We start from the raw sequence: 22572 nt of genomic DNA, 5'->3' as shown, positions 1-22572 counted from the left end.
CCATGACCCAATACACCACCGGCACCATCACCCTCACCAACGGCAGCGCCATGGTCACCGGCACGGGCACGGCGTGGCTGGCCAACCTTGCTCCCGGCACCCTGCTGACCGTCAGCGAGGACGATCCCGTGGGCGTCGTCGTCGCCGTGACGGCGGACGGCAGTCTGACGCTGGAGACGCCCTGGCCCGGCGCGTCCTACACCAACACGGCCTATGAGGCCGTGCGGGACTTCGACCCCTCCACCGGGGCGCCCTTGCTGTCGCACGGCCTGCGCAACACCAACGTGGTGGTGAACCGCGCCATCCTGGCGCTGGGCAAGCAGACGGCCACGGCGGTGAACGCCTACGTCAACGTCCAGGCGGCCCAGGCCGCCGCTGCAACGGCCACCACGCAGGCGGGCATCGCCGCGACCCAGGCCACAGCCGCTGCCGGCAGCGCCACCGCCGCCCAATCCACCGCCGACAGCATCGACGGGCTGCTGGTGAGCATGGCCACAGCCTTCACCGACAGCCAGACCCGCTACGTCACCGCCATCGCCTTCAAGTAAGGGGCCCCCATGACCGATCTCGCCACCCAAGTCGCTGGCCTCACCACCAGCGTCAACGCGCTGACCAGTGCCGTGAACGTGGCCAAGGCCACGCTGGACGCTTCCGTCAGCGCCGCCGGTGCCAGCGCCACCACGGCGCAGGCGGCGGTGACCACCGCCGCGTCGTCGGCCACCGCCGCCCAGGCCGCTCAGGCGGCGGCTGTGGCGGTCAGCGGGCTCAGCAACCTCAACAGCTTCCTGGGCCAGATCCAGGCCGGGGCGCCGACGGCGGTGTTCTGGTACGACACGACGCGCGACAGCGATGGTGGCGCTTGGCGGAAGCGTTGCACTTGGCAGAGCTGGGTGACCGAAGCCGCCAGCAGCACTCGGGGCAGCCGGGCGAGCTTCCCGGGGCAGGCGCTGATCGTCGTGGTGGGCAGCACCATGACCATCTATGACGCGGATCAGGCGACGCCCATCATGTGGATGGTGTTCAACCTCGGTATCTATCTTCACGGCTATGGCGCCGTCACCAGCGTCACCGCGCGGGACGGCTGCCTCTACCGCAGTGACAACACCGGCACGGATGGCGATGTCTACACCCTCGACTTCATCCGTGATGACAGTTGGGGTGTACATAGCGCCTATAAGTTCCGTCCGTCCAACCCCCGCATTGTTGACCGCAATTCGGCTGCTACGTCCGCCGCTCAAATCGGCCCCGCCATCGGAGCATCGCAATGCAACAGCGTTGCTGTGACCGTGGTGCCGGGCGCTCCAATCGACCGGACAACCGGCCTGCCCAAGCCAACCATCGTTATCGCCCACATCAACGGCATCAGCGTCATCCACCCCAGTGGCCAGGTGGCCAATATCACCGCGGGCGGTGGATATCTTGCCTGCGCCATCATCGACGGACTGCGCCTGGCGGCTATCCTGGCGGCGAATAGCACCATCGTGGACTATGGTCCCATCCCCTATGCGAACATCGCCCGGTCCGCCTGGCTGCAGTACTCGGCGGGCACGCCGTCCGGCGGCGGAGCCATTCAACGGCCGGAGACGACCGGTATAGGTGGTGTCATTGACGGTGGGCTGCGCAACCTCGGTGCGCTCTGGCGGTACCACGAGGACCCGGTAAATCCAGCGGCTGGCATGCTGGCGATGATCACCGCCAGCGGCGGCCCCTACGCCGGCGGCGGCGCGTTCAATACGGGGTGGATGGTGGGTGATTGCCGCCTGGCGCTGTCGTCGACCAGCACTGCCAGCGTGGTGGCGAGCGGCGAGTTGGTCACCAACGGCACCTTCGCGTCGACTTCCGGTTGGATCGCCTATCAGGGCGCGACGTTGGCTGCGGCCAACAACACCCTGACCATCACCAATGGCGCGGCATCGAATGGAATTGCATATCAAGTCATCGCCACGGTTGCCGGCCAGACATACCTGGTAACGGTGGACGGCGTCGGGGGAACCTCGACCGTGGCCATCGTCAGTGCGGGGTCGGCCGTCAACAGCAACGACCTGGGGCAAGTTGTGGCCACCTCCTCGGCCACCGGGATCACGCTGCAATTCACCGCCAAGACCACCACCAGCTATGTCAACCTGGTCTGCGACAACGTCTCGGGCCACACCGTCTCATTCAAGAATTGTAGCGTGCAGCTTGCCGAACCCGACCGCAGCGCGAAGGCCATTGGCCTTCGGGTGGTGGGCACGCTGACCAAGGCGCTGGTGGCGACCGCGGCCGACCTATCGGCCATCGGCGGATTTTCGACCAGCAACTACCTGCTGCAGCCCTACAACCCGGCACTCGATTTTGGCACCGGTGACTTCAGCGTCGCGTTCTGGGCCAAGAATGTCAGCAATACCGGTTCGTTCCTGCGACGGGAGAGCAATACCGGCAGCGGCTCCCCGCTGATCCGCGCGATCGTCAGCGGCGGCAAGATGGTGTTTGTCGTCGGCGATGGCACCAATACCGCGAGCGTCACGTCCGTGTCTGATGCCTGGGGCGCCAGCATGCCCTGGACGTTGTATACCCTGGTGCGGCGCGCCGGCACGCTGGAGCTACGGGTCAACAGCGTGCTGGAGGCGGCGAATGCCAGCACTGTGGGGAGTGTAACCAATACGGCGGCCACCCTGGTGGTGGGTAACGCGATCGACGGCAGTTATCCCGGCATCGGCATGTCCATGGCGCTGATCCGCATCAGCGCCACGGCGCCCACGCCTGAACAGATCGCCCGCATGTACGCGGATGAGCGGCCCCTGTTCCAGCCGGGCGCCAAGTGTGTGCTGGGCGGTACCTCCGCCGCCGTACAGGGCCTCGCGCATGACCCGGACACGGGCGCGCTCTACGCTGCCAAGAGCGACGGCACGTCGGTGTTCCAGGGGTTGGTGCGCACGGCCCACCTGACCGGCCTCGCGACCACCAGCAACAGCGATAACCACAGCGCGGTCGCCGCGCGCCAGGGCGGCTATGTCATCGCCACGGCCAACCAGGCCGTCGCCAGCCAGCCGGCCATCACCTTCCGCGACCGCATCCTGGCGGATCGGGTGCCGGTGGCGCCCATCGACGCCAACCGCGTCGTCTTCCCCGTCGTCGCCACCACCGACGCCACACCCACGGTGATCGCCCGCCTGCCGGTGGCCGAGGGCGATGAGCTGCAGCTGTTCGTCGATGTCGAGGCCACCGAGTATGGTGCCACGCCGACGGAGCGCATGGGCTATCAGCGCCGGGCCCGTGTCTACCGCCTGCCCAATGGCAACGTCACGGTGGCGGCCGTCCAGACGCTGGCCACCGACTATGAGAGCGCCACCACCACCTGCGACGTCACCGTGGTGGCCGAGACCGCCTCGCAGACGGTGTGCGTCCAGGCGACCGGCGTGGCCGGCAAACGCCTGGCCTGGGCCACCCTCGTCCACATCAACCGCAGCGGCGCCACCCGCTACGCCGCCTGAAGGAGGGCGCCACGATGATCCGTGCCACCGACATGATCGACGCCTACAAGGGCGACAGCCTGGTCTACCGCTGGAGCCTGGTGGACGGCCGGCCGCGCTGTGCCGACCATCCGGCCGACGTCGCCACCGCGTCGCTGGCGGACATCGCCGGCCAGCTGGCCATCAACCGCGCCATCCGCGCCCTCCAAGCACAAGTTGACGCCTATGACGATGCGGTTCTGCTGGCCAGCCGGCCGGAGCCGGACGCCACCGTGCCGTTGTTCGACGACGCTGGCGCCCACGTCGGCGATCAGCCCAACCCGGCCCATGCCGCCTGGGCTGCCGCCGGCGCGCTGCTGGCCAACGCCCCGGCCGAGCTGCTGCACCTGATCCGCACGCGGGACGATGCGCTGGAGACGGACCCCGCCACCGGCTTGCTGGCCGAGGCGCCGTTCGAGCTGGTGCCGCCGCCGCTCCCCACCTTCGACCCCGCCACCGAAACGGTTGACCTGGTTGCCGGCGCCTGGTCCGACGTTCGGCCCCTTACGGCGGAGGAAGCCACCGCCTGTCGCGCTCTGATGCTGGTCCGTTGGCCCCGGGTCATGACGCCCCGGGACGCCATCGCCTATCTGCTGACCCCGGCCGAGTGGCTGGCTATCTCCACCAGCAGCGATCCCGAGGTGCGGGCCACGCGGCAGGCGGCGCTGGGCGCCAATACAGTTGATCTCGACAATCCGGCCACCGCGGCCGCGCTCCAGGTGTTTCAGATGGCGGGGCTGCTCTCATCCGAGCGGGCGAAGGCCATCCTGGCGGGTGAGCGCCGGGCTTGAGAATTGGTTATCCATCCGCTGTCTGCCTGCCTTTGGCGTTTTTATTCTGACAAGGATCGGTGAACACATGGACATCGTGGCAGGAGAAACCCCCCTGGCGATCAGCGCCACCCTGGGCTCTACATTGGCCATCGCCGTTTCCGCCCTGGCGCATCGTAGCTCCCGCCGCCGGCGGGCCGAAGATGACGAGGACGTTGGCTTGGCGGAACGGGTAGCGGTCTTGGCAAGCCGTCTGGAACGGGCGGAGCGTGATATTGCCAATGACAAGCAGGGACGACAGGCCTTCGCTGCGGCTCAGGGCGAAATGAAAGCTGTCGTTGTCCAACTGGCGGCGCTGGCCACCCAGATTGAGGCCTTGGGCACCAAGCTGGACAGGCAAAGCCAGAACCTGACCCGCGCACACGAGCGCATCGACGACTTGCACCGCTTGGCCGCCAACCAATTTGCGCAAGGGGTGGTCTGACGCGAGGTTATGCCCTTTCAAACATCCAAACGATAGGATGACATCGATGACTTTGGATTCGATGGCGCTGGCTGCCGACCTGCGCCGTGACGAAGGTGTTCGCCTCAAACCTTACACTGACACCGTTGGAAAGCTGACTATTGGTGTCGGCCGCAACCTGAGCGATGTCGGCTTGTCGGGCGGTGAAGTCGATGCCCTGCTGGCAAACGACATAGCCCGCGTTATAGCGGAACTAGACCACGCTTTACCCTGGTGGCGCACCCTTTCCGAGGCGCGGCAGCGCGCCCTGGCCAATATGGCGTTCAACATGGGCGTTCCAACCTTACTTACTTTTCACATCACCCTGGGCCATCTCCAGGCAGGTCGGTTCGACGCGGCGGCGGAATCCGCCCTCGCCTCTCGTTGGGCCAGCCAAGTCGGCGCCAGGGCCAACCGTATCGCGGCGCTGCTCAAGGCCGGCTGAGTTACGTCACGGGAGTTTCGCCAATGGGTATTTTACAGGACATCCTATCACCGGCCACAGGCGTGATCGGTCCGGTTGTGACCAAGCTACTGGACTTCATTCCGGACCCGGCCGCCCGTGCACAAGCCGAGGCCGCCGCTTACAAAGAGGCCGCCGATCGGATCCAGCAATTGGATCTGGCCCAGTTGGACGTCAATCGTGCCGAAGCTGGCAACAACAGCGTCTTCGTTGCGGGGTGGCGTCCTTTCATCGGTTGGGTGTGTGGCACCGCGCTGGCCTATCAGTACATCGCCATGCCGCTGCTCGTCTGGGTGGCCGGGTTGGTCGCTGGCCATGCCGTGATCCAGCCCCCCAAGCTTGATGATCAGTTGACAACAATTTTGCTCGGTATGCTTGGCCTTGGCGGCCTGCGCACCTTGGAAAAAGTCAAAGGCGTTAAGTAACGTCCCCGCATCATGTCGCGAACGCCCCCAGGCGGCCTTTCCCGAATGGCGGAAAGGCCGCCTGGGGCTTTCCTGCTTTGGGAATTAGCGTTTCAGTAAGAACTCGCGTCCCATCTTCACGCGGGCCACGCCATCATAGGCGACAATGTCGGCCGTGGCATAGGTTTCCCCCCAATGTTCGGGCAGGAAGCTGCCGGTGCCCACCACGTCGATGGGCGCCTGGGCATCGGCCATGACCCGGCACTTGGCGGGGCTGAAACCGCTTGAGGCGACGATGCGCACCTTGGTGAAACCCGCTTGGTCCAGGTTCTCACGTACCCAGTGCAGACCTGCGGCGGAAACGCCGGCGCCAATCAGATAGCGCAGCTCGGTTTCATCGCGGTATCCCCGGATGCTGTCCGGCGCGCGGCGCTCCAACACCGCATAGCTTTGCGGAGGATCCAAACCCTCGACGAAGCGTCCGCCGGGTGTGTCCAGGCGTACCGACAGGCTGCCTGCGGCGGCCAGCTCAGGGAAGCGCCGGCATACCGCGAGGGTGTCGCTGACCTCACGGCCGAAATAATCCACCAGCACGGTCATCGCTTCGCCGGGGAAGGTATCGTGGTAAAGCTCGGCCGCCTTGACGGTGGAGCCGGCGTAGCCGATCAGAGCGTGCGGCATGGTGCCGAAGCCGTGGGTTTGGCCGAAATAGTGGGCGGTGGCATCTGTGGCGTTGCCGATGAAGCCAATGGCGCCGACCTTGCGCTTGGCCCGTTGGGAGCCGACGCTGGCGGCATAGGCCATCAGGTCGGCCATTTCAGTACCGGCGCAATGGCGGGCGTCCATGGCCAGGAAGGCGGATTTGGGGAGGCCCGCGCTCATTACGAAGGCGTTATGAGCAGCCACACAAGCGGGCCCCAGCTTCATCAGGAATAAGGTCTCCAGCTCCGCGAGCTGTGAGAAGGGCCCCGTGATCCACATCATGGGTTCGCCAGCACCCACCCACTGTCCCTCGTGGTAGCGGACCTCGATTTCCGGCGTGAAGCCCCGGGCCGCCGCCACCGATTTAAGCCAGTCCAGCGCTAGCCTGGGGGCGAACACCACGGGCCGCCGCATGAAAACGGCGTAGGTGACGGGAACGTCGCCGTGCCGTTCCACGATGGTACGGGTGCGCTTGAAATAGACGTCGGTCCATTGACCGACAACGTCTGCCGGAGGCCAGGCCTGAGCGGTCTCTCCGGGGGGCGTTGAGATGCCGGCGCTGGGCGCCATCACTTGCTTATTATCCTCGGCCATGTGGCCATCCTTCCGTCGTCCTCAGGACATGCGCTGGAGGATCATAGACGATGGCCCGTGGGCTTGGGCAAGCCGCGTTGTAGGTGTACGTGGAACCGCGCGCCCTTACTGCGGCTTGTCGGGGTTGGCGGAAGGTGGCGTTTGGCCGTAGGCGCGGGCATAAGCGCCCAGTGCGGTCTCGTGCACATTCTGCTGAATTTCTGCAATCAAGCCGCGCACCCGGGCGAAGGCCGCATTGGCGGCCGCGGCGTCGAAGGGTTGCGCTTTCAACTGCTGCACCGCCTCGCGGCGGGCATCCCGCAGTTGTTGCAGTTGGATCTGCGACAGATCCTGGTGAGCCGTGATGGCATCCTTCAGGAACGGCAGCACTTGCTCCGGCGCGTTCTTCACGAACAGGTCATAGGGGCCTGGGCGGGTGTTGTTATTGGGGTTGGCGTCACCACGGGCAACATTCACCCGGCCCGGCGGGCGGACGCCATCCAGGCGCTGACCCACGACCATGCCCGCGACCAGCAGATTGATCGAGACGGAAATGGCCAGCAGGACGATCACCAGCTTGGACAACGTGGGGCTCCCAGGGGAAGTGCCCGGGTCGGAATGCGCACGCCCCTCGGTCACTGTCCAATCTCCGTGTCGATTTCAGTCATAGCCTTCATGTATTCGGTCGTCGCGGAGGTTCGCGAGTCATTGGAGGGCAGAGCCAGGGGAGAAACGCCATGTACCCCCAATACGATGCCGACCACGGCCGCCGCCAGTCCAGATACCAGGGCAGCGGGAATACCGCCCGCCCAGACCGCGCGGCTCCCGCCGGCGAAGGCTGGGGCTCGGCCGGGCAGTCCCGTTCGCGGGGTAGGCAACCTACGGTCAGTGATGCGCGTGGCGGCTCGCCCCCCGGTCGCGGCGTTGGGGATGGCCAAAATGGCGCGGCGTAGTTCGGCGCTGGCCCGGTCAAGGGGCATAGCCGTCAGCGCCTGTTCGGTCAAGCCAGCCTGGGTCAGCACGACCCGCGCCGCATCCGATTGGGCTAGCAGACCAGCTGCCCGGGGGCGGTCCGCCACCGGCCACAACTCTGGGTCCGGGCCGTGCAGATCCACCAGATCCTCGAATTCCGCGATCGTCATCATCCCGTCCATCATCGCGGCCCTCCCGTCCGTGAGCGTCGACCGTCTTGGGCATCGGATGGCGCCAGGGGCGCCAACGTCGCCCGCAAGGCGCGCCGGGCCCGAACCAGCAGGGTTTCAAGCGCGCCGACGCTTACTTCCATGGCGGCCGCGGCCTCCGCGTTGCTCAGGCCCGCATCATAGCACAAGGAAATGGCCGCCCGTTGCCGTTCGGGCAGATCATCAACTGCCCGCGCCACCAACCGCCCGAGTTCCGAGCGTTCCACCAGGGCGACGGCGTCAAGGGATGGATCCACCGGTTCAGGCACGTTTTCGAGCGTGTCGTGCACTGGCCGGCGTCTGCGATCTAGGCACAGGTTTACGGTGATTCGGTAAAACCACGTGGAAAAGCGGGCCTCGGCCGGGCGGAAACGCTCAGCATGTTGCCACAAGCGCAGGAAAGCTTCCTGCGCCACGTCCTCTGCCTCGGCCGCCCCACCCAGGACGCGGCGCGCCAGCGTGACCGTCCGGTCCAAATGCCGATCCGTCAGCACCCGAAAGGCTTGCGCGTCGCCCTGGGCAACCCGGCCGACCAGGTATTCATCACTGCTGGTGGCCAGGTTTTGGCCATCGCTCCGCTGCACAGGGTCGCCTTTGCCGTCCCGGGTGAAGGGCAGCCCCATTAGGCCGCCCACCCGCGTAGTTAGACCAATCGCTGCCTTTGCGCCAGAGAGGCCATAGGCGTAGCCCTCCCCGCCGGACGAGGGCGTGGCCGTGACAGTTGAACTGAGGGAAGGAAAGGACGGGGACATGGGCGACGGCATCCCTTGCGGATTTTGCCTGGTTAGGTTGTGTATCTACGGGCGGTAGGGGGAAGGGCAAATGGCGGCGCCACCTGAAAAGCCGCCTACGCCTGTGACACAAACTTGGCTATGGTACGTGAGGCTGTCGCGCAACCCTGCGCTATCTAGGGGTGCGACAGAACGGACAGGCGGCGGTCAATGTCACTTTATATGCCTACTCGCGAAAGTGGTGCGCGCTATTAGTTAATCAATGTGATCAAATATGATACCTTTCCCGCACATGAAGATTACCGCGCGAAGCGTCGCGGACGGGTGAGGCGGAGAGCGGACAGGTGCGGTGCGGGCGGGCGGACTGCTGTCATGAGCTTGGCGGAGCGGGAACGGAAGACTAAGGGCGTCATCTTCGGACGCAGCCTCAACCACCGGCCGGAACCGGTGGCGGGGGAAAGCGTCGCCTCGCCCCTTCGCCTGACCGATGTGGAATATTTCACGCTGCCGCAGAAATCCTGGCGGGATCAGGTACGTCTGTTTCTGCAGGCCAGCGGCCTGTCCACCATCCCCATGATGACCCGGCTGCGTTGGCAGGCGCATGACACCATCGAGTGGCTGCAGGCTTCTCTGCTGGGCAAGGGGCGGGCCAAGCGCGTCGCCATCACGCACCCCGTGCAGTTGCTGCCCGCGATGGAATTCTTGATGGGCTTGCCGCCGGATCTGGATGTGGAACGGCGTATGATCCAGACCCTGGTGGGGCGCGCGCTAATCGATTATCGCAAGCGCATCAGCCAGGAACGGGAGAAGCCGCTACTGTTCGCTCGCGAGGCGTCAAATTACTTCTATGCAGGATTCAAAGATCAGCAGCTGATCTCAAAGGTTTCTGCCCCAAGTGAGCAATTCTTTGTCGTTCAGCGCATCTATAATAATTACTATTACTTTCGACTATTCTATATATGCTCGATCATTTCGCGGGAGCCGGCGGAGGGGGCGAACAAACTGTTTTCCAAATTCATGCGGTCTTCTTTTTTTCTGTCGACGGTGCAGGATGATGGCACGCTGGCCGCCAAGCCCTCCTACCGCTCCCTTCCACCCAAGGACCACGTGGTCTATCTAGCCAAGCGCGACAATGCACTGCAGGCGCGGTTGCGTGAGGATTCCGGCCTGCGTACGGAGTTGCAGTCCGTCTTGCGCTATTTCCGTCCCTTAAGGGGCTAAGGCATTGCCGGGGGCGGTCGAACCCGGCCACTATGCCACGGCGGTTGGTGCAACACCGGTGGACGGGATGGATGAGGCGGTTCCGGGCTTTAGCCTGTCGGTGCAGGAGGGCGTGGCCACCCTGACGGTGGACCGCCCGGACAAGCACAACGCGCTGTCGCTGGAGATGTGGCTGGCCCTGCCCGGCCTTATGCACGGGCTGGGGATCGATGCCGATGTACGGGTGGTCATACTGACCGGTGCCGGTGGTACCGCGTTCTCCGCCGGGGCCGACATCACCGAATTCGCCGAGCTGTTCGCCACGGCGGAGGGCACTGCCCGTTTCAACGCCGCGGTGAGATCCGCCAACCTGGCGCTGGAGCGCTGCCCGAAGCCCACCATCGCCATGGTGCAGGGGTTATGCGTGGGGGGCGGCTGCGGCTTAGCGTTGCATTGCGATCTGCGCTTTGCCGGGGCCGGCGCCCGCTTCGGTATCACCCCGGCCAAGCTGGGGTTCGTCTACCCGTTCGAGGACACGAGGCGCCTGGTCGATCATGTCGGGCCCGCCCGCGCCAAAGATCTTTTGTTCAGTGGCCGGCTGATCCGGGCGGAGGAGGCGCTGGCCATCGGCCTGGTGGACCGGGTGGTGGAAGACGCCGCGCTGGCGAACGCGGCGCGCGAGTATGCAACGACCCTGTGCGGCCTATCGCAATTCTCAATACAGGCGGCCAAGCGCATCATTCAGGCCGTCCAGGATGGCGCCACAGCCACCACCGATGCCGGCGCCGCCACTTTCCTGGAAGAGGCCGCCCGCAACGTGGATTTCGAAGAGGGGCGCCAGGCCTTCCTGGCCAAGCGCCGGCCCATCTTCACCTGGCGGGGTTGGGGGCGCTAGCCGCGTCAACCGGGGAGGCAAGTCCCCGGTATACGGGATCGGCGGCCTCTTGCAGGCCCCAAACCGGATTGGCCGCGGCCATGCGCGCCAAGTAATCGCGTACGGCGACGGTATCGCCCAGCATCAGTGCCACCCGGGCGGCGCGACGCCACACCCGATCCCAGCCATGGGCCAGTTGAGCGGCTTCAGCGAGGGCCGCCCGCGCCGCGGCCGTGTCACCCTTGCGGGCGGCCCTGTCGGCGCGGATCACCGCCTGCCAGGCATGGTGGCGCTCCACCAGGGCGCGCAGATCGGGCAAGGGCTGGGCGCTGGCGTCCACCCGATAGTCCAAATCCAGGGGGAAGCCATCGGGCGTGCGCGCCACCAAGGCGGCGGACAGCTTGCCGATACTCTGCCCACCCGCTGCTTGGCCAGCCTCCAGCGCCGCCAGCAGTCTATCCTCCAACCCACCCCGCGCGGCCTTGTAGGCATCCTCCATGGCCGTCAGCACGGCGGGGCCCGCCAGGCCGTTGCCCTGCACGGCATAGCCCGGCCCGCGCCTATCACCAGCGTAAGCGGACGCCATAGCGTCGCGTCCGGTAAAGACGGCAGTGCGTCCTTGAGCGTCGACCAAGGCCACTTGGCGCGCTTCCATTCCCTCGCCATCGAAGTCACCATCCTCCCGCAACAGGGTGGCGAGGGCCTCGGCTGGGGTATGACCGGCGGCCATCAGGGCCAGGGCCTTGGGACCCATGGCCGGGTTGGTTTCGAACTGTGTGACGACGGCGCCGACGCCGGCCTGGGCGTAGTCCACGCTGGCCCCCACCGCCAGGTTGTTGGTGGCGACGGCCACGCCGCAGCGGTCTTGGTCGCAGGCGATAATGGAGAAGGTGGCACCCGCCGGTGCCGTCGCGGCCAGCAGGCCGGCCAGGGCGAGGGGGCCAACCACCACCGCATGGGCATCAGCGCACCAGGAAGCAGGTGCGGCCCTGGCAGCGGACATAAACCGCCAAGTCCTTCCCGTTCTGACAGGTGATCTTGTAGACGATGTCGGGATTGTTGCCGACGAAGCGCTGCACCGCCTCCACTTTGTTGGGCTTGCAACTGGCCTCCAGCGCCACCGATTTGGCTTCCGCCTCCGCTTCCGCCGCCAGCGCGCCATGGGTGGTCCCCATCACTGCGCCGGCCAGCAACAGGACGACCAGCCGCGTCGCACAATGGGGAAATATGTGGCGCAAGGTCCGCATCTTTCGCTTGTCTTAGAAATGGGTGTCTTAGGAATGGCCCGTTCCAGGGTTGGGCATCCTGTAATGGAGCAATCGTACCATTGCCGGATGGGCACGGTCACGGGGGTAGGCGGAGTGGGCACGGCACCATCTATGGTTGTTCTTATGTGAAAAGGGAACGGGTTTCTTTATTTAGTTAGAGGTAGGTACAGAGCCAGACGTGCCGGCTTTTATCACAAATGTGATGAGAACTACCCACATTGCGTAAGGTAAAACTCATCTGAAATACATACGTCTACGGAGGAAGCCTATATTGACGGAAAACTCATACTCATGAGGAAGTTAGGCTTGAGCACCGTAAGCCGGGGCAGGCCGGCCGCGTGGCGTATTTGTGAGAGGGCGTTATGGGCATGCAGACGACCCGGAGTTCCGGCCTGACGCTGGACGAATACAGGCAGATGGAGGAATCCCTGCTGGCCACGGCCAAGGGCCGGGACTTTTTCTATGAGGTTCAGCGGCGCGCACGGTCGGTGGAAACCGATGAGCTTCGGCGTACCATCGCCAGCATCCAGCGATTGATCGCGGCCTCCCGCAATGACCCTGCGCCGGCCCCGGCCGGTGGTCAACTGGGCAACCCTGAAATCGCCTTCCTCAAGGCAGAGGTGGAGGCCATGGCCAACACCATCCGCCTGGTGAAACGTGAAATCGCGGCCATCAAGCCCAGCGATCCCAAGGCCGACCGCATCAGCGCCGCCACCTCGGAGCTGGACGCTATCGTTACCGCGACGGAGGAGGCGACCAATCGCATCCTGACCACGGTGGAACGCATGACCGGCGCCCTGCGTCGTCTGCGCCCGGGCCGCATGGTCGACGGTCAGTTGCTGACGGCGCTGGAGAACGCCTGCATGGACGTGATGATGGCCTGCTCCTTCCAGGACATCTGCGGTCAGCGCACCGCCAAGGTGGTGAACACCTTGAGCTATATCGAGGAACGGGTGGGCGTGATCACCGGCCTTTGGCGCACCCTGCCGCAGGCCTCGACCGCCCCCGCCATGCCGCCGGCGGATGCCCCGCGCGAGGTGCTGCTGCCGTACAAGCATGACGACGCCCGGCCCGATGCCCATCTTCTGCATGGGCCCGCCCTACAGGCGCCGTCGCAGACCACCATCGATGCCCTGTTCAGTGCCGTTTCGCCCGCGCAACCGGTGGCGGCGAAGCCAGCCGCGCCGGTGAAGGACATGGTCATCCCCAGCACCACCGGCCTGTCGGCCGATGCGCTGCGCACCCAGCAGGAAATCGACGCGTTGTTCGAGGCGGCGCACTGAAGCCATGTAGGCCCGCCTTGGTTCGCGCGCGAATATGTTGATACGGCCTTCTGCAGGGGGGCGAAGGCCGCCGGGTGCGCCGGCATGTGGAGCATTTTCCCCAATAGTCAGGGCACCGATGCACCACCCGCCCGCACCAGGGCGGCGACGCTGGCGGCCCCATCCCGAGCCAGTCCGCTCACGGTGCTGGTGCGGTCGGCGGCGGGGCGGTTCTGGCTCATCTTCCACTTGCCTTCCACGCTTGTGAGCATCAGGCGGAAGCCGACGATGCCGCGCAGTTGCGCCTGGATGAAATCGTCGGGCGCGTCAGCGACCCTCCAGGGGGCCGCGCGGCCCTCCTCATGCCGATCGGTCAGGCCGCCCACCAGGTTCAGCAGGGCGTCTGCATCTTCGAAGAAGGTGATCGGCCCCCGGGCATGGATGGTGGCGTAGTTCCAGGTGGGCACCACCTTGCCGGTTTCCGCCTTGGTGGCGTACCAGGACGGGCTAATATAGGCGTCGGGTCCCATGAAGATGGCCAGCGCCGGGCTGCCCGCCGGCGTCTCCCGCCATTGCGGATTGGCTCTGGCAAAGTGTCCATAGAGCGTGCCGTAAGGTCCCTCATCCGCCCGCAGCAGCAGGGGTAGGGGACTGGCCTGGGGTACGCCGTCCGCCCCCACCGTCACCAGATTGGCCAAGCCAATGGCCGCCATGGCCTGGTGCAGCACGGGTAAGCGGTCTTCCTTGAAATGGATCGGGCGGTACATGGCGGCAGGCTTTCCATGCTGCGGATGATGGCGCGCAGCTTCCTGCGAAACTGGATTGCCTCATAGCGCCAATTATCGCGTTCTGATAAGTCCAGTAGGCCCGTTCCGGTATGAGGGATTGCGCCGTCCATGTCCGCCATCGCGCCCCTCTGGAATAGCCTGATGCTGGACCGGCAGGCGTCCACATCGCTGCAGGACCAGATCGTCGCCTATTTCCGCGATGCCGCCCTGTCCGGCCGCCTGCCTGCCGGTACGCGGCTGCCGTCCAGCCGGGAACTGGCGCGCGACCAGGGGCTGGCCCGCATCACCGTCGTCCAGGCGTATGATCGATTGGTGGCCGAGGGTTATGTGCTAGGCCGTGTCGGGGCCGGAATGTACGTGGCCGAGGGCGTGGCCACGACGGCACCCCGCGCCGTGCCCGGCGCCCCCGTATCCGCCAACCCCACAGCGCTGACGGCGCCCCCCATGCCCCTGGCCGTCGGCATCCCCGCGCTGGACCAGTTCCCCTGGGCCGATTGGGCCAAGGCGGGGATGGCGGCCCAGCGCGGGCGTCCGGCGCACCTGCTGGCCTATGGCGACCCCTGCGGCACGGTGGAGCTGCGTGCCGCCATCGCCGACTATGTTGCCGTGGCCCGCGGCATCGCATGCACCCCCGGTCAAGTCATCATCGTCAGCGGCGCCCAGCAGGGCATCGATCTCGTGGCCCGCACCCTGCTGTCTCCTGGCGACGCCGTCTGGTTCGAGGAGCCTGGCTATGTCGCCGGCCGGTGCGCCCTGGCGGCGGCGGGGCTGGAAATCGTGCCGGTGCCGGTGGATGGCGACGGCATGGACGTGGCCGCCGGCTTGGCCGCCCGGCCCGGCGCCCGCCTGGCCCTGGTGGCCCCAACCCATCAATATCCCTTGGGCGCGACGCTCAGCCTGGGGCGCCGCCTGGCGCTGCTTGATTGGGCCGAGGTGGCCGATGCTTGGGTGCTGGAGGACGATTACGATGGGGAATACCGCTATGGCGGCCGGCCGCTGACGCCGCTGCACACCCTGGACGGCGGCCGGCGGGTCCTCTACCTGGGGACCTTCAGCAAGGTTTTGGCCCCGGGCCTGCGCTTGGGTTATCTCATCGTGCCGCCGGCCCTGGCGGACCGGTTCGCCAATGCGAAGTGGATGCAGGACCGGGGGGCGCCGGGTCTGACGCAACAGACCTTGGCGCGCTTCATCACCCAGGGTCGCCTTGCCGCCCATGTGCGGCGCATGCGCCCCCTCTATCGCGCCCGGCGCCAGGCCCTGATGGCGGCCCTGGCCGAGCATGCCGCCGATGTGCTGGATGCTGACGGCAATCCCGAGGCCGGCCTGCATCTGGTGGCCCGGCTGCGGGTGCCGGGCGACGACGCGGCCATCGCGGAGGCCGTCCTGGCGCGGGGCGTCAAGGCGGCGGCCCTTTCCTCCTATTACCTCGGTTCCGCACCCGCCGGTGGCTTCGTTCTGGGCTTCGCTGGCACGGCGGAGGCGGCGATGGCTCCCGCCGCGCGCATCTTGTCGGCGGCGATCCGCCAGGGTTAAGCCCCCAACTCCTTGCGCATGGGCACGAACGCGATGGTCTGCCCGTTGGGCAGGGGGTGGAGCACCTCGCCCGTGGGGTGGAAGCCTAGGGCGCGGTAGAGCGGGACGCCGGGCAGGGTTCCCATCAGTTCCAGCGCCTGAAAGCCCGCCGCCCGCGCTTCCGCCTCGCAGGCCTCCAGCAGGGCGCGGCCAATGCCCTGGCGCGCGCGCTGGGGATGGACAAAAAAGGCGCGGATGCGGGCGGGGTCGCGGGCCGGGTCCAGCATCTGCGGGCTACGATCCGGTCGGGCATCTCCGCCGAACAGGGTCATGCGCCGGCTCCACCCGCCGCAGCCGACGAAAAGGCCGTCCGCCTCCTCCGCCACGAAATAGGTCTGGTCATGGATCAGGTCGCTGTCCACGCCGAAGGCGCCGGCAAGCGCGCCCTCCACCACCTCGGGCGTGTAGTGGTCCCCGCTCAGGCCCCGGGCAGAGGCTTGGATCAAGGCCTGCAACGCCGGCTTGTCCGCCAATGTCGCCTTGCGCAAGGTGTAGGCCACGGTGTCCCTCTCCCATCTTCGATCCATGCCTTAAGCTGTTGATGATACACTGGTATCACCGCCTGTCCCGTCGCTTTGGGGAATTGCCGCCATGACGCCAGACGATTTCCGCCGCATCGCGCGCTCGCTGGCCGGGGTGGAGGAAGGCGCGCACATGGGCCATGCCGATTTTCGCGTGGGTAACCGCATCTTCGCCACGCTTGATCAAGACGCGGGGGACCCTGGTCTCGGGCGCGGCATGGTCAAGCTGGCGGTGGAGGAGCAAGAGATGAGGGTGGCAGCGGCTCCGGCCGTCTTCCAGCCGGTTCCCGGCGGCTGGGGGTGGGGTGGCGCCACCCACGTGGCCTTAGCGGCAGCGGATGAGGCCATGCTGACCGGCGCTTTGACGGCTGCCTGGCGTCTGGCGGTGGCCCAGGGGCCGACGCGGCCTCGAAAAAGGGTAGTTGGCGCAGGAAAACGGCTTAGTCCTTAACCCCTGGCGCATCCTGCTTCAGCCACCAGATGGCCAGTTCGTCGGCCGGTAGGCCGGGGCTGTAGAGGAAGCCTTGAGCCACGGGCACGCCCAGGGCGCGCAACCGCTCCGCCTGGTCCACCGTCTCCACACCCTCGGCCACCACCTTGGCGTCAATGACTGCCGCCACCTGGATGATGGCGCGCACCAGCATGTCCGATTTGGCGTCCCGGTTCATGTCTTGGACGAAACGCCGGTCTATCTTCACCGTCGTGGCCGGCAAGCGGTTCAAGTAGCTCAGCGATGAATAGCCGGTGCCGAAATCGTCCAGGGCCACGCCGAAGCCACGGTCCCGCAAACCCTGGATATGATCGAACGTGCGCGCGTCATCGCCGACGAAGACGGACTCGGTGATCTCCATCTCGATGCCCTCGGCCGTGGCCTCCTGCGCCATCAGCACGCCGTCGATGCCTTGCAGGAAATCCGCCTGTTGCACTTGCAAGGCACAGACGTTGACGGCAACCGGGATGTCCAATCCCTCCGTCCGCCAGGCGCGGCGCTGGCGTATGGCCATCTCCAACACCTGCAGCCCCATGGGCAGCACCAGGCCGCTGGCCTCCGCCAGATCCAGGAACTGGGCCGGCATCAGCAGGCCATGCCGGGGGGATTGCCAGCGCACCAGCGCCTCCACCCCTACCGGCCGCCCGGTTGTCAGGTCCAGCTTGGGCTGGTAGTGCAGCACCAGTTCGCGGTTGCGCAGGGCGGCACGGAATTCGGCCAGCAGTGCCAGGCCGGCATGGTTGCGCCGCTCCAGCTCCAGATTGAAGGCGATCAGCCGGCCACGGGCGCGCAACTTCGCATCCTTCAGGGCCAGCGACGCCTGCTGCACCAGCAGGTCGCCGGCCGGCTGGCCGTCATCGCCACCGGTCGTGCCGGTGACGGTGAACGTGCAGCCGCTGGTGGCCGACAGGCTGGCGTGGCGGCCGGCGACATCGAATCCGGTCTCGAACGCCACCTCCAGCCGGCTTTCCAGCAGGGCCAGCGACAGTTCCGCCTGCGCCGGGGCCGGCAGGGCCAGGGCGAAGCGGTCACCGCCGAAGCGGCTGATGGCCACAGCCTCGGGGAAATTGGCCACCAGACGGTGCCCAACGGCGCGCAGCAAAGCGTCCGCCACCTGAAAGCCCAGGCGCGCGTTGATGAAGTGGAACTGGTCCAGGTCCAGCAGGATGACCACCAGGTTCTGGCCGGACGCCGCCCGGTCCAACGCCGCGATGAAGCCGGCCCGGTTGGGCAGGGCGGTCAGGGGGTCGGTGAAGGCGACAGATCGCAGGTGCTCGAACAGGGTCGCCGTTTCAAAGCCCAGCGCCACGTTGATGGTGAACAGGCGCACGAGGTCGCGCTTCTGCTCGTCCACTGGCGTGGGGGTGGACATGTAGATGGCCGCCGGGTGGGCGCTGCCCGATTGCAGGTACAGGATGTCACCACCCCGGCTCTTGAACCCTTCGCGGCGGGAGAACGCCTCCAGCAAGGCGGCCTCGATCTCCATATTGCCCAGGCTGGACAGGGGCTTGCGGATGTGGCCGGCGAAACGGCCGGCGGCGGCCACGATGACAGGGCCGTCCACCGTGCCCTGGGCGCACAACAGGCCCTCAGGCTCCATGCCCATCTGGGCGGCCAGCTGGATCAGGACGCCGGCGCTAAACTCGTTCAGGCTGCGCTCGCTGAATAGGTCGGCGGAGGCCTTGATCACCTGCTCCAGCCCCCGGCGGTGCCGGTCCAAGGCCACGATCTGCTCATAAGACCTGAGGGCGGTGATGATGCTGGAGGCCAGGCGGGTGACCGTCAGCTCGGTCTTGGCCTTGTAATCGTTGATGTCGTATTGGCGGATGACCTCCAGCTCGGGGGCATAGCCCGGCTGGCCCGTGCGCAGCACAATGCGCACCTGGTCGTTGCGCAATTCCTCCCGGATACGGCGCACCAGATCCAGGCCGGCGCGTTCATCCTCCATCACCACGTCCAGCAACACGACGGCGATGTCGGGCGTGCCGGCCAGATACTCGAACGCCTCCCAGGCAGTATAGCAGCTGTCCAGCGTCAGCGGCCGGCCGCGAAAATCCATACCCTCCAGGGCCAGGCGGGTGGCCAGGTGCACCTGCTCGTCATCGTCGACAACCAGGATGCGCCAGCCCGGCCCGCTTTGTCGGGCGGTTCCCCGGTCATCCTCGATATGGATCAGGGCTTCAGCCGGGTTCGCCATCAGCCGGGTTCTCCCGGTGAGGACGACGGCGCGTCGTCGGCGGTGTGTGGCGCCATCAGGGGTACCGTCAGCGTCACGGTCGTCCCCTGACCGGGCGTGGAGGCCACGGCGATGGCCCCGCCCAGGATGCCCGTGACGATGTTGTAGACGATATGCATGCCCAGGCCCGATCCCCCCTGGCCCATCTTGGTTGTGAAAAACGGTTCGAACAAGCGCCGCCGCACATCCTCGCCCATCCCGGCGCCGTTGTCCTGCACGCGCAGGGTTACATCCCGCGCGCTGCGGCTGGCCTCTATGCGCAGCAGCTGTCCGGTGGTCTGGCGTTCCCGCGCCGGCAGTGCCGTGTCGAAGGCGTGGAGTTCCGCGTTTTGGATCAGGTTGGTCAACACCTGGCCCAGCGGACCGGGGTAGCTGTCCAGGTCGATGCCGTCCGGGATGGTGGTCTCCACCCTGAAAGAGGCGCGCCGCAGCATGGGGCCCAGTGTGGTCAGGGTGTCGGAAACCATTTCGCCCAGGTTGAAGCGGCGGCGCTGGGAACTGGCGCGGTCCACCGCCACCTGCTTAAAGTGCTGCACAAGGGTGGTCGCGCGGTCCAGATTGCGCTCCAGCAGGTCGGTGCTGTCACGCGCCACGCGGGCGAAGCGGTCCACCGTGCTCTGCCGCAGCTGCCCGGCCTCGATGGCCGCCAGAAAGCGCTTGGTCTCCAACGCCAGGGTGCTACTGGCGCTGACGGCCACGCCCAGGGGGGAGTTCACCTCGTGCGCCACCCCGGCAACCAGGGATCCCAGCGCGGCCAGCTTCTCCGATTCCACCAACTGGTCCTGCAACTGGCGCAGCGTGGCCAGGTTGGTCTCCGCCTCCGTCTTGGCGGCGGACAGGGACTGCGCCTCATTGGTGCGGGCGGCGATCAACCGGTCGCGCTCCGCGCTTTTGTCACGCAGCACGGCCAGGGCCGCCGCCAGGCCGGCGATCTCGTCCCGCCGGTCGGTGCAGGGCAGGGGATGGTCGTAATGGCCCTGGGCGAAGGCCTCCGTGGCCAGGGTCATGGCCTGGATGGGGGCTGCGATGGTACGGATGGCCAGCCAGGCCAGGGCGGTGCCCGCAACCACCGCCAGGCCGATGGCGGACCACAGCAGCAGGCGCGTGGCGGCGTAGATGGTGTTGCCTTCGCGGGCCGTGGCCCGACCCTGGTTCACGTTGAAGGCCAGATCGCGCAGGATGGCGTCGGTCGCCTGGGTATCGGCGTCGCGCAGCGGCCCGTTGTAAAGGGCGATAGCCTGGTCCCGGTTATGCTCCCGCACCAGGTCGCGCAAACGCATCTGGTACTGCTGTCCAGCGGCCCAGGCCTGGTCGAAGGCGTGTAGGCGCTGCTCATCCTCCGTGTTCATCACGATATATTGCTGATAGTCGCGGCGCGCGATCTCGACATCCTGGCTGCGTTGGTCCAGCGCCTGCAGGTTGCGCTCCAGGTCGGCCTCGGGGGCGAACAACAGCCGCGCCTCCGCCAGGCGGTGGCTCTTGATGGCCGAGATCATCTGCCCGTTCACGGCCGTGCTGGGCAGCCAGTTGTCCCGGATCACGGCCGCCTTGTCGTTGAGCGCGCCCAGCCGCTCCATGGCCAGCCCGCCCACCAACGCCATGCCCAAGGTTAGCAGGCCAAAGGCCAGCAGAAGGCGCAGCCGCAAGGTCAATCCGCCGGCGGTGCGCGCGATCCGGTTGGACAAGTCGGCCGGGGGCCGGAGCGGGGTGGTGGCGACCATTTCCGCCGCTCCCATTTCAAGCGACCGGGGGCCGGAGGACTGTGCCATGAGCCATGCTTCCGCTTGCGATCCGCCGTCGGGCCGATCCCGGCATCTGGGCCTCGCATGTCCGGGCGGCAACCGCTGCCCAGGCGGTGCCCCGGCCGGGAAAAGACACGTTATCCCCTTAGCTTAACGTCTGCCATCGGCGGCGGACAGGGGCCTGGCTCTATCCTCCGGTACAGGACGGCGGCGGGCAAGGGTGCGAAAGAGGGGGCGGAGGCACGCTCAGCGCAAAAGAAAAGGGCCGCCCGGCTGGACGGCCCTTCCCCAACAGGAGGCTTCCCTGAAGGAAGCTGATCCAATCAGACGGAGTAGTACATCTTGTATTCGATGGGGTGCGGCGAGGTTTCGAACGCCAGCACTTCTTCCATCTTGAGGTCGATGTAGCTGTTGATGAAGTCCTCGGTGAAGACATCGCCCTTCTTCAGGAAGGCGTTGTCGGCCGCAAGGGACTCCAGGGCCTCACGCAGCGAACGGCAGACGGTCGGCACTTCCTTCAGCTCTTCCGGCGGCAGGTCGTACAGGTTCTTGTCCATCGCGTCGCCGGGGTGGATCTTGTTCTGGATGCCATCCAGGCCGGCCATCAGCATGGCGGCGAAAGCCAGGTAGGGGTTCGCACCCGGGTCCGGGAAGCGGACCTCGACGCGCTTGCCCTTCGGGCTGTTCACGAACGGGATGCGGCAGGAGGCCGACCGGTTGCGCGAGGAGTAGGCCAGCAGCACCGGCGCCTCGTAGCCCGGGACCAGGCGCTTGTAGCTGTTGGTCAGCGGGTTGGTGAAGGCGTTCAGGGCGCGGGCGTGCTTGATGATGCCGCCGATGTAGTACAGGGCGGTCTCGGACAGGTCGGCGTAGCCGGAACCCGCGAACAGGGGCTTGCCTTCCTTCCAGATGGACTGGTGGCAGTGCATGCCCGAACCGTTGTCGCCGAACACCGGCTTCGGCATGAACGTGGCGGTCTTGCCGTAGGCGTGGGCGACGTTGTGCACCACGTACTTGTACAGCTGCATGGTGTCGGCCATGCGGACCAGGGTGCCGAACTTGATGCCCAGTTCGTGCTGGGACGCGGCCACCTCGTGGTGGTGCTTCTCGACCTCGACGCCCATGTCGGCCAGCACGGTCACCATCTCGGCGCGAAGGTCCTGGCCGGCGTCGACCGGGGCCACCGGGAAGTAACCGCCCTTGACGGCCGGACGGTGGGCCAGGTTGCCCTCTGGATAGGCCTTGGCGGAGGTGTAGGGGCCTTCCTCGCTGTCGAACTCGTACATGACGCGGTTCATCGAGACGTCGAACTTCACGTCGTCGAACACGAAGAACTCGGCCTCGGGGCCGAAGTAGGCGGTGTCGCCGATGCCGGCGCTGGCCATGTAGTTCTCAGCGGCCTTGGCGATGGAGCGCGGGTCGCGCTTGTAGGGCTGGCCGGTGGAGGGCTCCAGCACGTCGCAGAACACGGTCAGCAGCGGCTGGGCGGCGAACGGGTCCAGGATGGCGGTGGCGGGGTCGGGCATCAGGATCATGTCCGACTCGTTGATGGCCTTCCAACCGGCGATCGACGACCCGTCGAACATCACGCCGTCGGTGAACATCTCCTCGTTCACGGTGCTGATGTGCTGGGCGGTGTGCTGCAGCTTGCCGCGCGGATCGGTGAAACGGAAGTCGACGTACTTGACGTCGTGCTCCTTAACCAGGTCGAAGAACTTCGCGATATCGGACATCTTGATGGGTTCCCTAAAGTTCTGGGAGATGTTGGGTGACTACTGACTTTGCGTGCATGGGCGGGAACA

22 protein-coding genes are annotated in these 22572 nt (G+C 66.4%); 11 read left to right on the top strand and 11 right to left on the bottom strand.

Features of this window, described 5'->3' with window-relative positions; all coding sequences use genetic code 11:
- Positions 1-2: 2 nt before the first annotated feature.
- From FBZ87_RS01495 to FBZ87_RS01470, 6 genes are all read left to right on the top strand, one after another.
- Positions 3-548, top strand: a complete 546-nt coding sequence (locus tag FBZ87_RS01495; protein WP_145608595.1) for a hypothetical protein — start codon at positions 3-5, stop codon at positions 546-548.
- Positions 549-557: 9 nt separating this feature from the next.
- Positions 558-3473, top strand: a complete 2916-nt coding sequence (locus FBZ87_RS01490) for a LamG domain-containing protein (protein WP_145608593.1) — start codon at positions 558-560, stop codon at positions 3471-3473.
- A gap of 14 nt (positions 3474-3487) precedes the next feature.
- Entirely contained in the window at positions 3488-4282 is a 795-nt protein-coding gene (locus tag FBZ87_RS01485; RefSeq protein WP_145608591.1) for a hypothetical protein, read from the top strand.
- Between the two features lie 67 nt (positions 4283-4349).
- The gene (locus tag FBZ87_RS01480) at positions 4350-4745 is read left to right on the top strand and encodes a hypothetical protein (protein WP_145608589.1); all 396 of its coding nucleotides are present in this window, start codon (positions 4350-4352) and stop codon (positions 4743-4745) included.
- A 46-nt stretch (positions 4746-4791) separates the two neighbouring features.
- Complete coding sequence (locus FBZ87_RS01475) at positions 4792-5208, top strand: glycoside hydrolase family protein (RefSeq protein WP_145608588.1); 417 nt, start codon at positions 4792-4794, stop codon at positions 5206-5208.
- Between the two features lie 23 nt (positions 5209-5231).
- Positions 5232-5651 carry a 3TM-type holin gene (locus FBZ87_RS01470; RefSeq protein WP_145608586.1) on the top strand — a complete coding sequence of 140 codons (420 nt, stop codon included), beginning with the start codon at positions 5232-5234 and terminating at the stop codon, positions 5649-5651.
- A gap of 84 nt (positions 5652-5735) precedes the next feature.
- Here FBZ87_RS01470 and FBZ87_RS01465 read toward each other — a convergent pair whose 3' ends face one another.
- The 4 genes from FBZ87_RS01465 to FBZ87_RS01450 all read right to left on the bottom strand — a co-directional run bounded on the left by FBZ87_RS01465 (position 5736) and on the right by FBZ87_RS01450 (position 8709).
- A complete protein-coding gene (locus FBZ87_RS01465; RefSeq protein ID WP_145608584.1) occupies positions 5736-6926 on the bottom strand; it encodes a beta/alpha barrel domain-containing protein in 1191 nt (396 codons plus the stop codon).
- A 105-nt stretch (positions 6927-7031) separates the two neighbouring features.
- The gene (locus FBZ87_RS01460) at positions 7032-7490 is read right to left on the bottom strand and encodes a periplasmic heavy metal sensor (protein ID WP_145608582.1); all 459 of its coding nucleotides are present in this window, start codon (positions 7488-7490) and stop codon (positions 7032-7034) included.
- A gap of 50 nt (positions 7491-7540) precedes the next feature.
- Complete coding sequence (locus FBZ87_RS01455; RefSeq protein ID WP_145608580.1) at positions 7541-8062, bottom strand: hypothetical protein; 522 nt, start codon at positions 8060-8062, stop codon at positions 7541-7543.
- A complete protein-coding gene (locus FBZ87_RS01450) occupies positions 8059-8709 on the bottom strand; it encodes an RNA polymerase sigma factor (protein ID WP_145608578.1) in 651 nt (216 codons plus the stop codon). Before FBZ87_RS01450 ends, FBZ87_RS01455 begins: the two co-directional genes overlap by 4 nt.
- 480 nt (positions 8710-9189) lie before the next feature.
- On the opposite strand from FBZ87_RS01450, the gene FBZ87_RS01445 reads away from it, so the two are divergent.
- Entirely contained in the window at positions 9190-10038 is an 849-nt protein-coding gene (locus tag FBZ87_RS01445) for a hypothetical protein (protein WP_145608576.1), read from the top strand.
- Positions 10039-10105: 67 nt separating this feature from the next.
- Positions 10106-10912 (top strand): enoyl-CoA hydratase-related protein, encoded by an 807-nt coding sequence (locus tag FBZ87_RS01440; protein ID WP_145608574.1) that lies wholly within the window; start codon positions 10106-10108, stop codon positions 10910-10912.
- Here the strand turns inward: FBZ87_RS01440 and FBZ87_RS01435 are convergent.
- Positions 10887-11840: a DUF1028 domain-containing protein gene (locus tag FBZ87_RS01435; RefSeq protein WP_211106809.1), complete on the bottom strand. Its 954-nt coding sequence runs from the start codon at positions 11838-11840 to the stop codon at positions 10887-10889. The genes FBZ87_RS01440 and FBZ87_RS01435 overlap by 26 nt on opposite strands.
- Positions 11841-11853: 13 nt before the next feature.
- Positions 11854-12138, bottom strand: coding sequence for a hypothetical protein (locus FBZ87_RS01430; RefSeq protein ID WP_145608569.1), 285 nt, complete (start codon positions 12136-12138; stop codon positions 11854-11856).
- Positions 12139-12527: 389 nt separating this feature from the next.
- Between FBZ87_RS01430 and FBZ87_RS01425 the strand changes: the two genes are divergently transcribed.
- A complete protein-coding gene (locus FBZ87_RS01425) occupies positions 12528-13442 on the top strand; it encodes a protein phosphatase CheZ (RefSeq protein WP_145608567.1) in 915 nt (304 codons plus the stop codon).
- Positions 13443-13549: 107 nt separating this feature from the next.
- On the opposite strand, the gene FBZ87_RS01420 is transcribed toward FBZ87_RS01425, so the two are convergent.
- Entirely contained in the window at positions 13550-14188 is a 639-nt protein-coding gene (locus tag FBZ87_RS01420) for an FMN-binding negative transcriptional regulator (RefSeq protein ID WP_145608565.1), read from the bottom strand.
- A gap of 129 nt (positions 14189-14317) precedes the next feature.
- Here FBZ87_RS01420 and pdxR point away from each other — a divergent pair, with 129 nt between their 5' ends.
- Complete coding sequence (gene pdxR / locus FBZ87_RS01415) at positions 14318-15742, top strand: MocR-like pyridoxine biosynthesis transcription factor PdxR (RefSeq protein WP_145608563.1); 1425 nt, start codon at positions 14318-14320, stop codon at positions 15740-15742.
- On the opposite strand, the gene FBZ87_RS01410 is transcribed toward pdxR, so the two are convergent.
- Positions 15739-16281, bottom strand: a complete 543-nt coding sequence (locus FBZ87_RS01410) for a GNAT family N-acetyltransferase (protein WP_145608561.1) — start codon at positions 16279-16281, stop codon at positions 15739-15741. The genes pdxR and FBZ87_RS01410 overlap by 4 nt on opposite strands.
- Before the next feature lie 91 nt (positions 16282-16372).
- Between FBZ87_RS01410 and FBZ87_RS01405 the strand changes: the two genes are divergently transcribed.
- Complete coding sequence (locus tag FBZ87_RS01405) at positions 16373-16753, top strand: MmcQ/YjbR family DNA-binding protein (RefSeq protein WP_145608559.1); 381 nt, start codon at positions 16373-16375, stop codon at positions 16751-16753.
- On the opposite strand, the gene FBZ87_RS01400 is transcribed toward FBZ87_RS01405, so the two are convergent.
- From FBZ87_RS01400 to glnA, 3 genes are all read right to left on the bottom strand, one after another.
- Positions 16743-18989, bottom strand: coding sequence for an EAL domain-containing response regulator (locus tag FBZ87_RS01400; protein ID WP_145608557.1), 2247 nt, complete (start codon positions 18987-18989; stop codon positions 16743-16745). The genes FBZ87_RS01405 and FBZ87_RS01400 overlap by 11 nt on opposite strands.
- Complete coding sequence (locus FBZ87_RS30185; protein ID WP_186454509.1) at positions 18989-20749, bottom strand: ATP-binding protein; 1761 nt, start codon at positions 20747-20749, stop codon at positions 18989-18991. The genes FBZ87_RS01400 and FBZ87_RS30185 overlap by 1 nt, the downstream gene beginning before the upstream one ends.
- Positions 20750-21093: 344 nt before the next feature.
- On the bottom strand, positions 21094-22503 hold the full coding sequence (gene glnA / locus FBZ87_RS01390; protein ID WP_145608554.1) for a type I glutamate--ammonia ligase: 1410 nt from the start codon (positions 22501-22503) through the stop codon (positions 21094-21096).
- Positions 22504-22572 lie beyond the last annotated feature (69 nt).

Origin of the sequence: Nitrospirillum amazonense (genome assembly GCF_007828035.1) — a bacterium.
In the GTDB taxonomy this organism is placed as follows: domain Bacteria; phylum Pseudomonadota; class Alphaproteobacteria; order Azospirillales; family Azospirillaceae; genus Nitrospirillum; species Nitrospirillum amazonense.
The sequence above is the reverse complement of the archived record's forward strand: the minus strand, read 5'-3'. Positions and strand labels throughout refer to the sequence as shown.

Excerpts from the sequence above, each read along its gene's own strand:
- FBZ87_RS01495 (WP_145608595.1), top strand. The coding sequence starts at position 3 with ATGACCCAATACACCACCGGCACCATCACCCTCACCAACGGCAGCGCC.
- FBZ87_RS01490 (WP_145608593.1), top strand. The coding sequence starts at position 558 with ATGACCGATCTCGCCACCCAAGTCGCTGGCCTCACCACCAGCGTCAAC.
- FBZ87_RS01485 (WP_145608591.1), top strand. The coding sequence starts at position 3,488 with ATGATCCGTGCCACCGACATGATCGACGCCTACAAGGGCGACAGCCTG.
- FBZ87_RS01480 (WP_145608589.1), top strand. The coding sequence starts at position 4,350 with ATGGACATCGTGGCAGGAGAAACCCCCCTGGCGATCAGCGCCACCCTG.
- FBZ87_RS01475 (WP_145608588.1), top strand. The coding sequence starts at position 4,792 with ATGACTTTGGATTCGATGGCGCTGGCTGCCGACCTGCGCCGTGACGAA.
- FBZ87_RS01470 (WP_145608586.1), top strand. The coding sequence starts at position 5,232 with ATGGGTATTTTACAGGACATCCTATCACCGGCCACAGGCGTGATCGGT.
- FBZ87_RS01465 (WP_145608584.1), bottom strand. The coding sequence starts at position 6,926 with ATGGCCGAGGATAATAAGCAAGTGATGGCGCCCAGCGCCGGCATCTCA.
- FBZ87_RS01455 (WP_145608580.1), bottom strand. The coding sequence starts at position 8,062 with ATGATGGACGGGATGATGACGATCGCGGAATTCGAGGATCTGGTGGAT.
- FBZ87_RS01450 (WP_145608578.1), bottom strand. The coding sequence starts at position 8,709 with ATGGGGCTGCCCTTCACCCGGGACGGCAAAGGCGACCCTGTGCAGCGG.
- FBZ87_RS01445 (WP_145608576.1), top strand. The coding sequence starts at position 9,190 with ATGAGCTTGGCGGAGCGGGAACGGAAGACTAAGGGCGTCATCTTCGGA.
- FBZ87_RS01440 (WP_145608574.1), top strand. The coding sequence starts at position 10,106 with ATGGATGAGGCGGTTCCGGGCTTTAGCCTGTCGGTGCAGGAGGGCGTG.
- FBZ87_RS01430 (WP_145608569.1), bottom strand. The coding sequence starts at position 12,138 with ATGCGGACCTTGCGCCACATATTTCCCCATTGTGCGACGCGGCTGGTC.
- FBZ87_RS01425 (WP_145608567.1), top strand. The coding sequence starts at position 12,528 with ATGCAGACGACCCGGAGTTCCGGCCTGACGCTGGACGAATACAGGCAG.
- FBZ87_RS01420 (WP_145608565.1), bottom strand. The coding sequence starts at position 14,188 with ATGTACCGCCCGATCCATTTCAAGGAAGACCGCTTACCCGTGCTGCAC.
- pdxR (WP_145608563.1), top strand. The coding sequence starts at position 14,318 with ATGTCCGCCATCGCGCCCCTCTGGAATAGCCTGATGCTGGACCGGCAG.
- FBZ87_RS01405 (WP_145608559.1), top strand. The coding sequence starts at position 16,373 with ATGACGCCAGACGATTTCCGCCGCATCGCGCGCTCGCTGGCCGGGGTG.
- FBZ87_RS01400 (WP_145608557.1), bottom strand. The coding sequence starts at position 18,989 with ATGGCGAACCCGGCTGAAGCCCTGATCCATATCGAGGATGACCGGGGA.
- FBZ87_RS30185 (WP_186454509.1), bottom strand. The coding sequence starts at position 20,749 with ATGGTCGCCACCACCCCGCTCCGGCCCCCGGCCGACTTGTCCAACCGG.
- glnA (WP_145608554.1), bottom strand. The coding sequence starts at position 22,503 with ATGTCCGATATCGCGAAGTTCTTCGACCTGGTTAAGGAGCACGACGTC.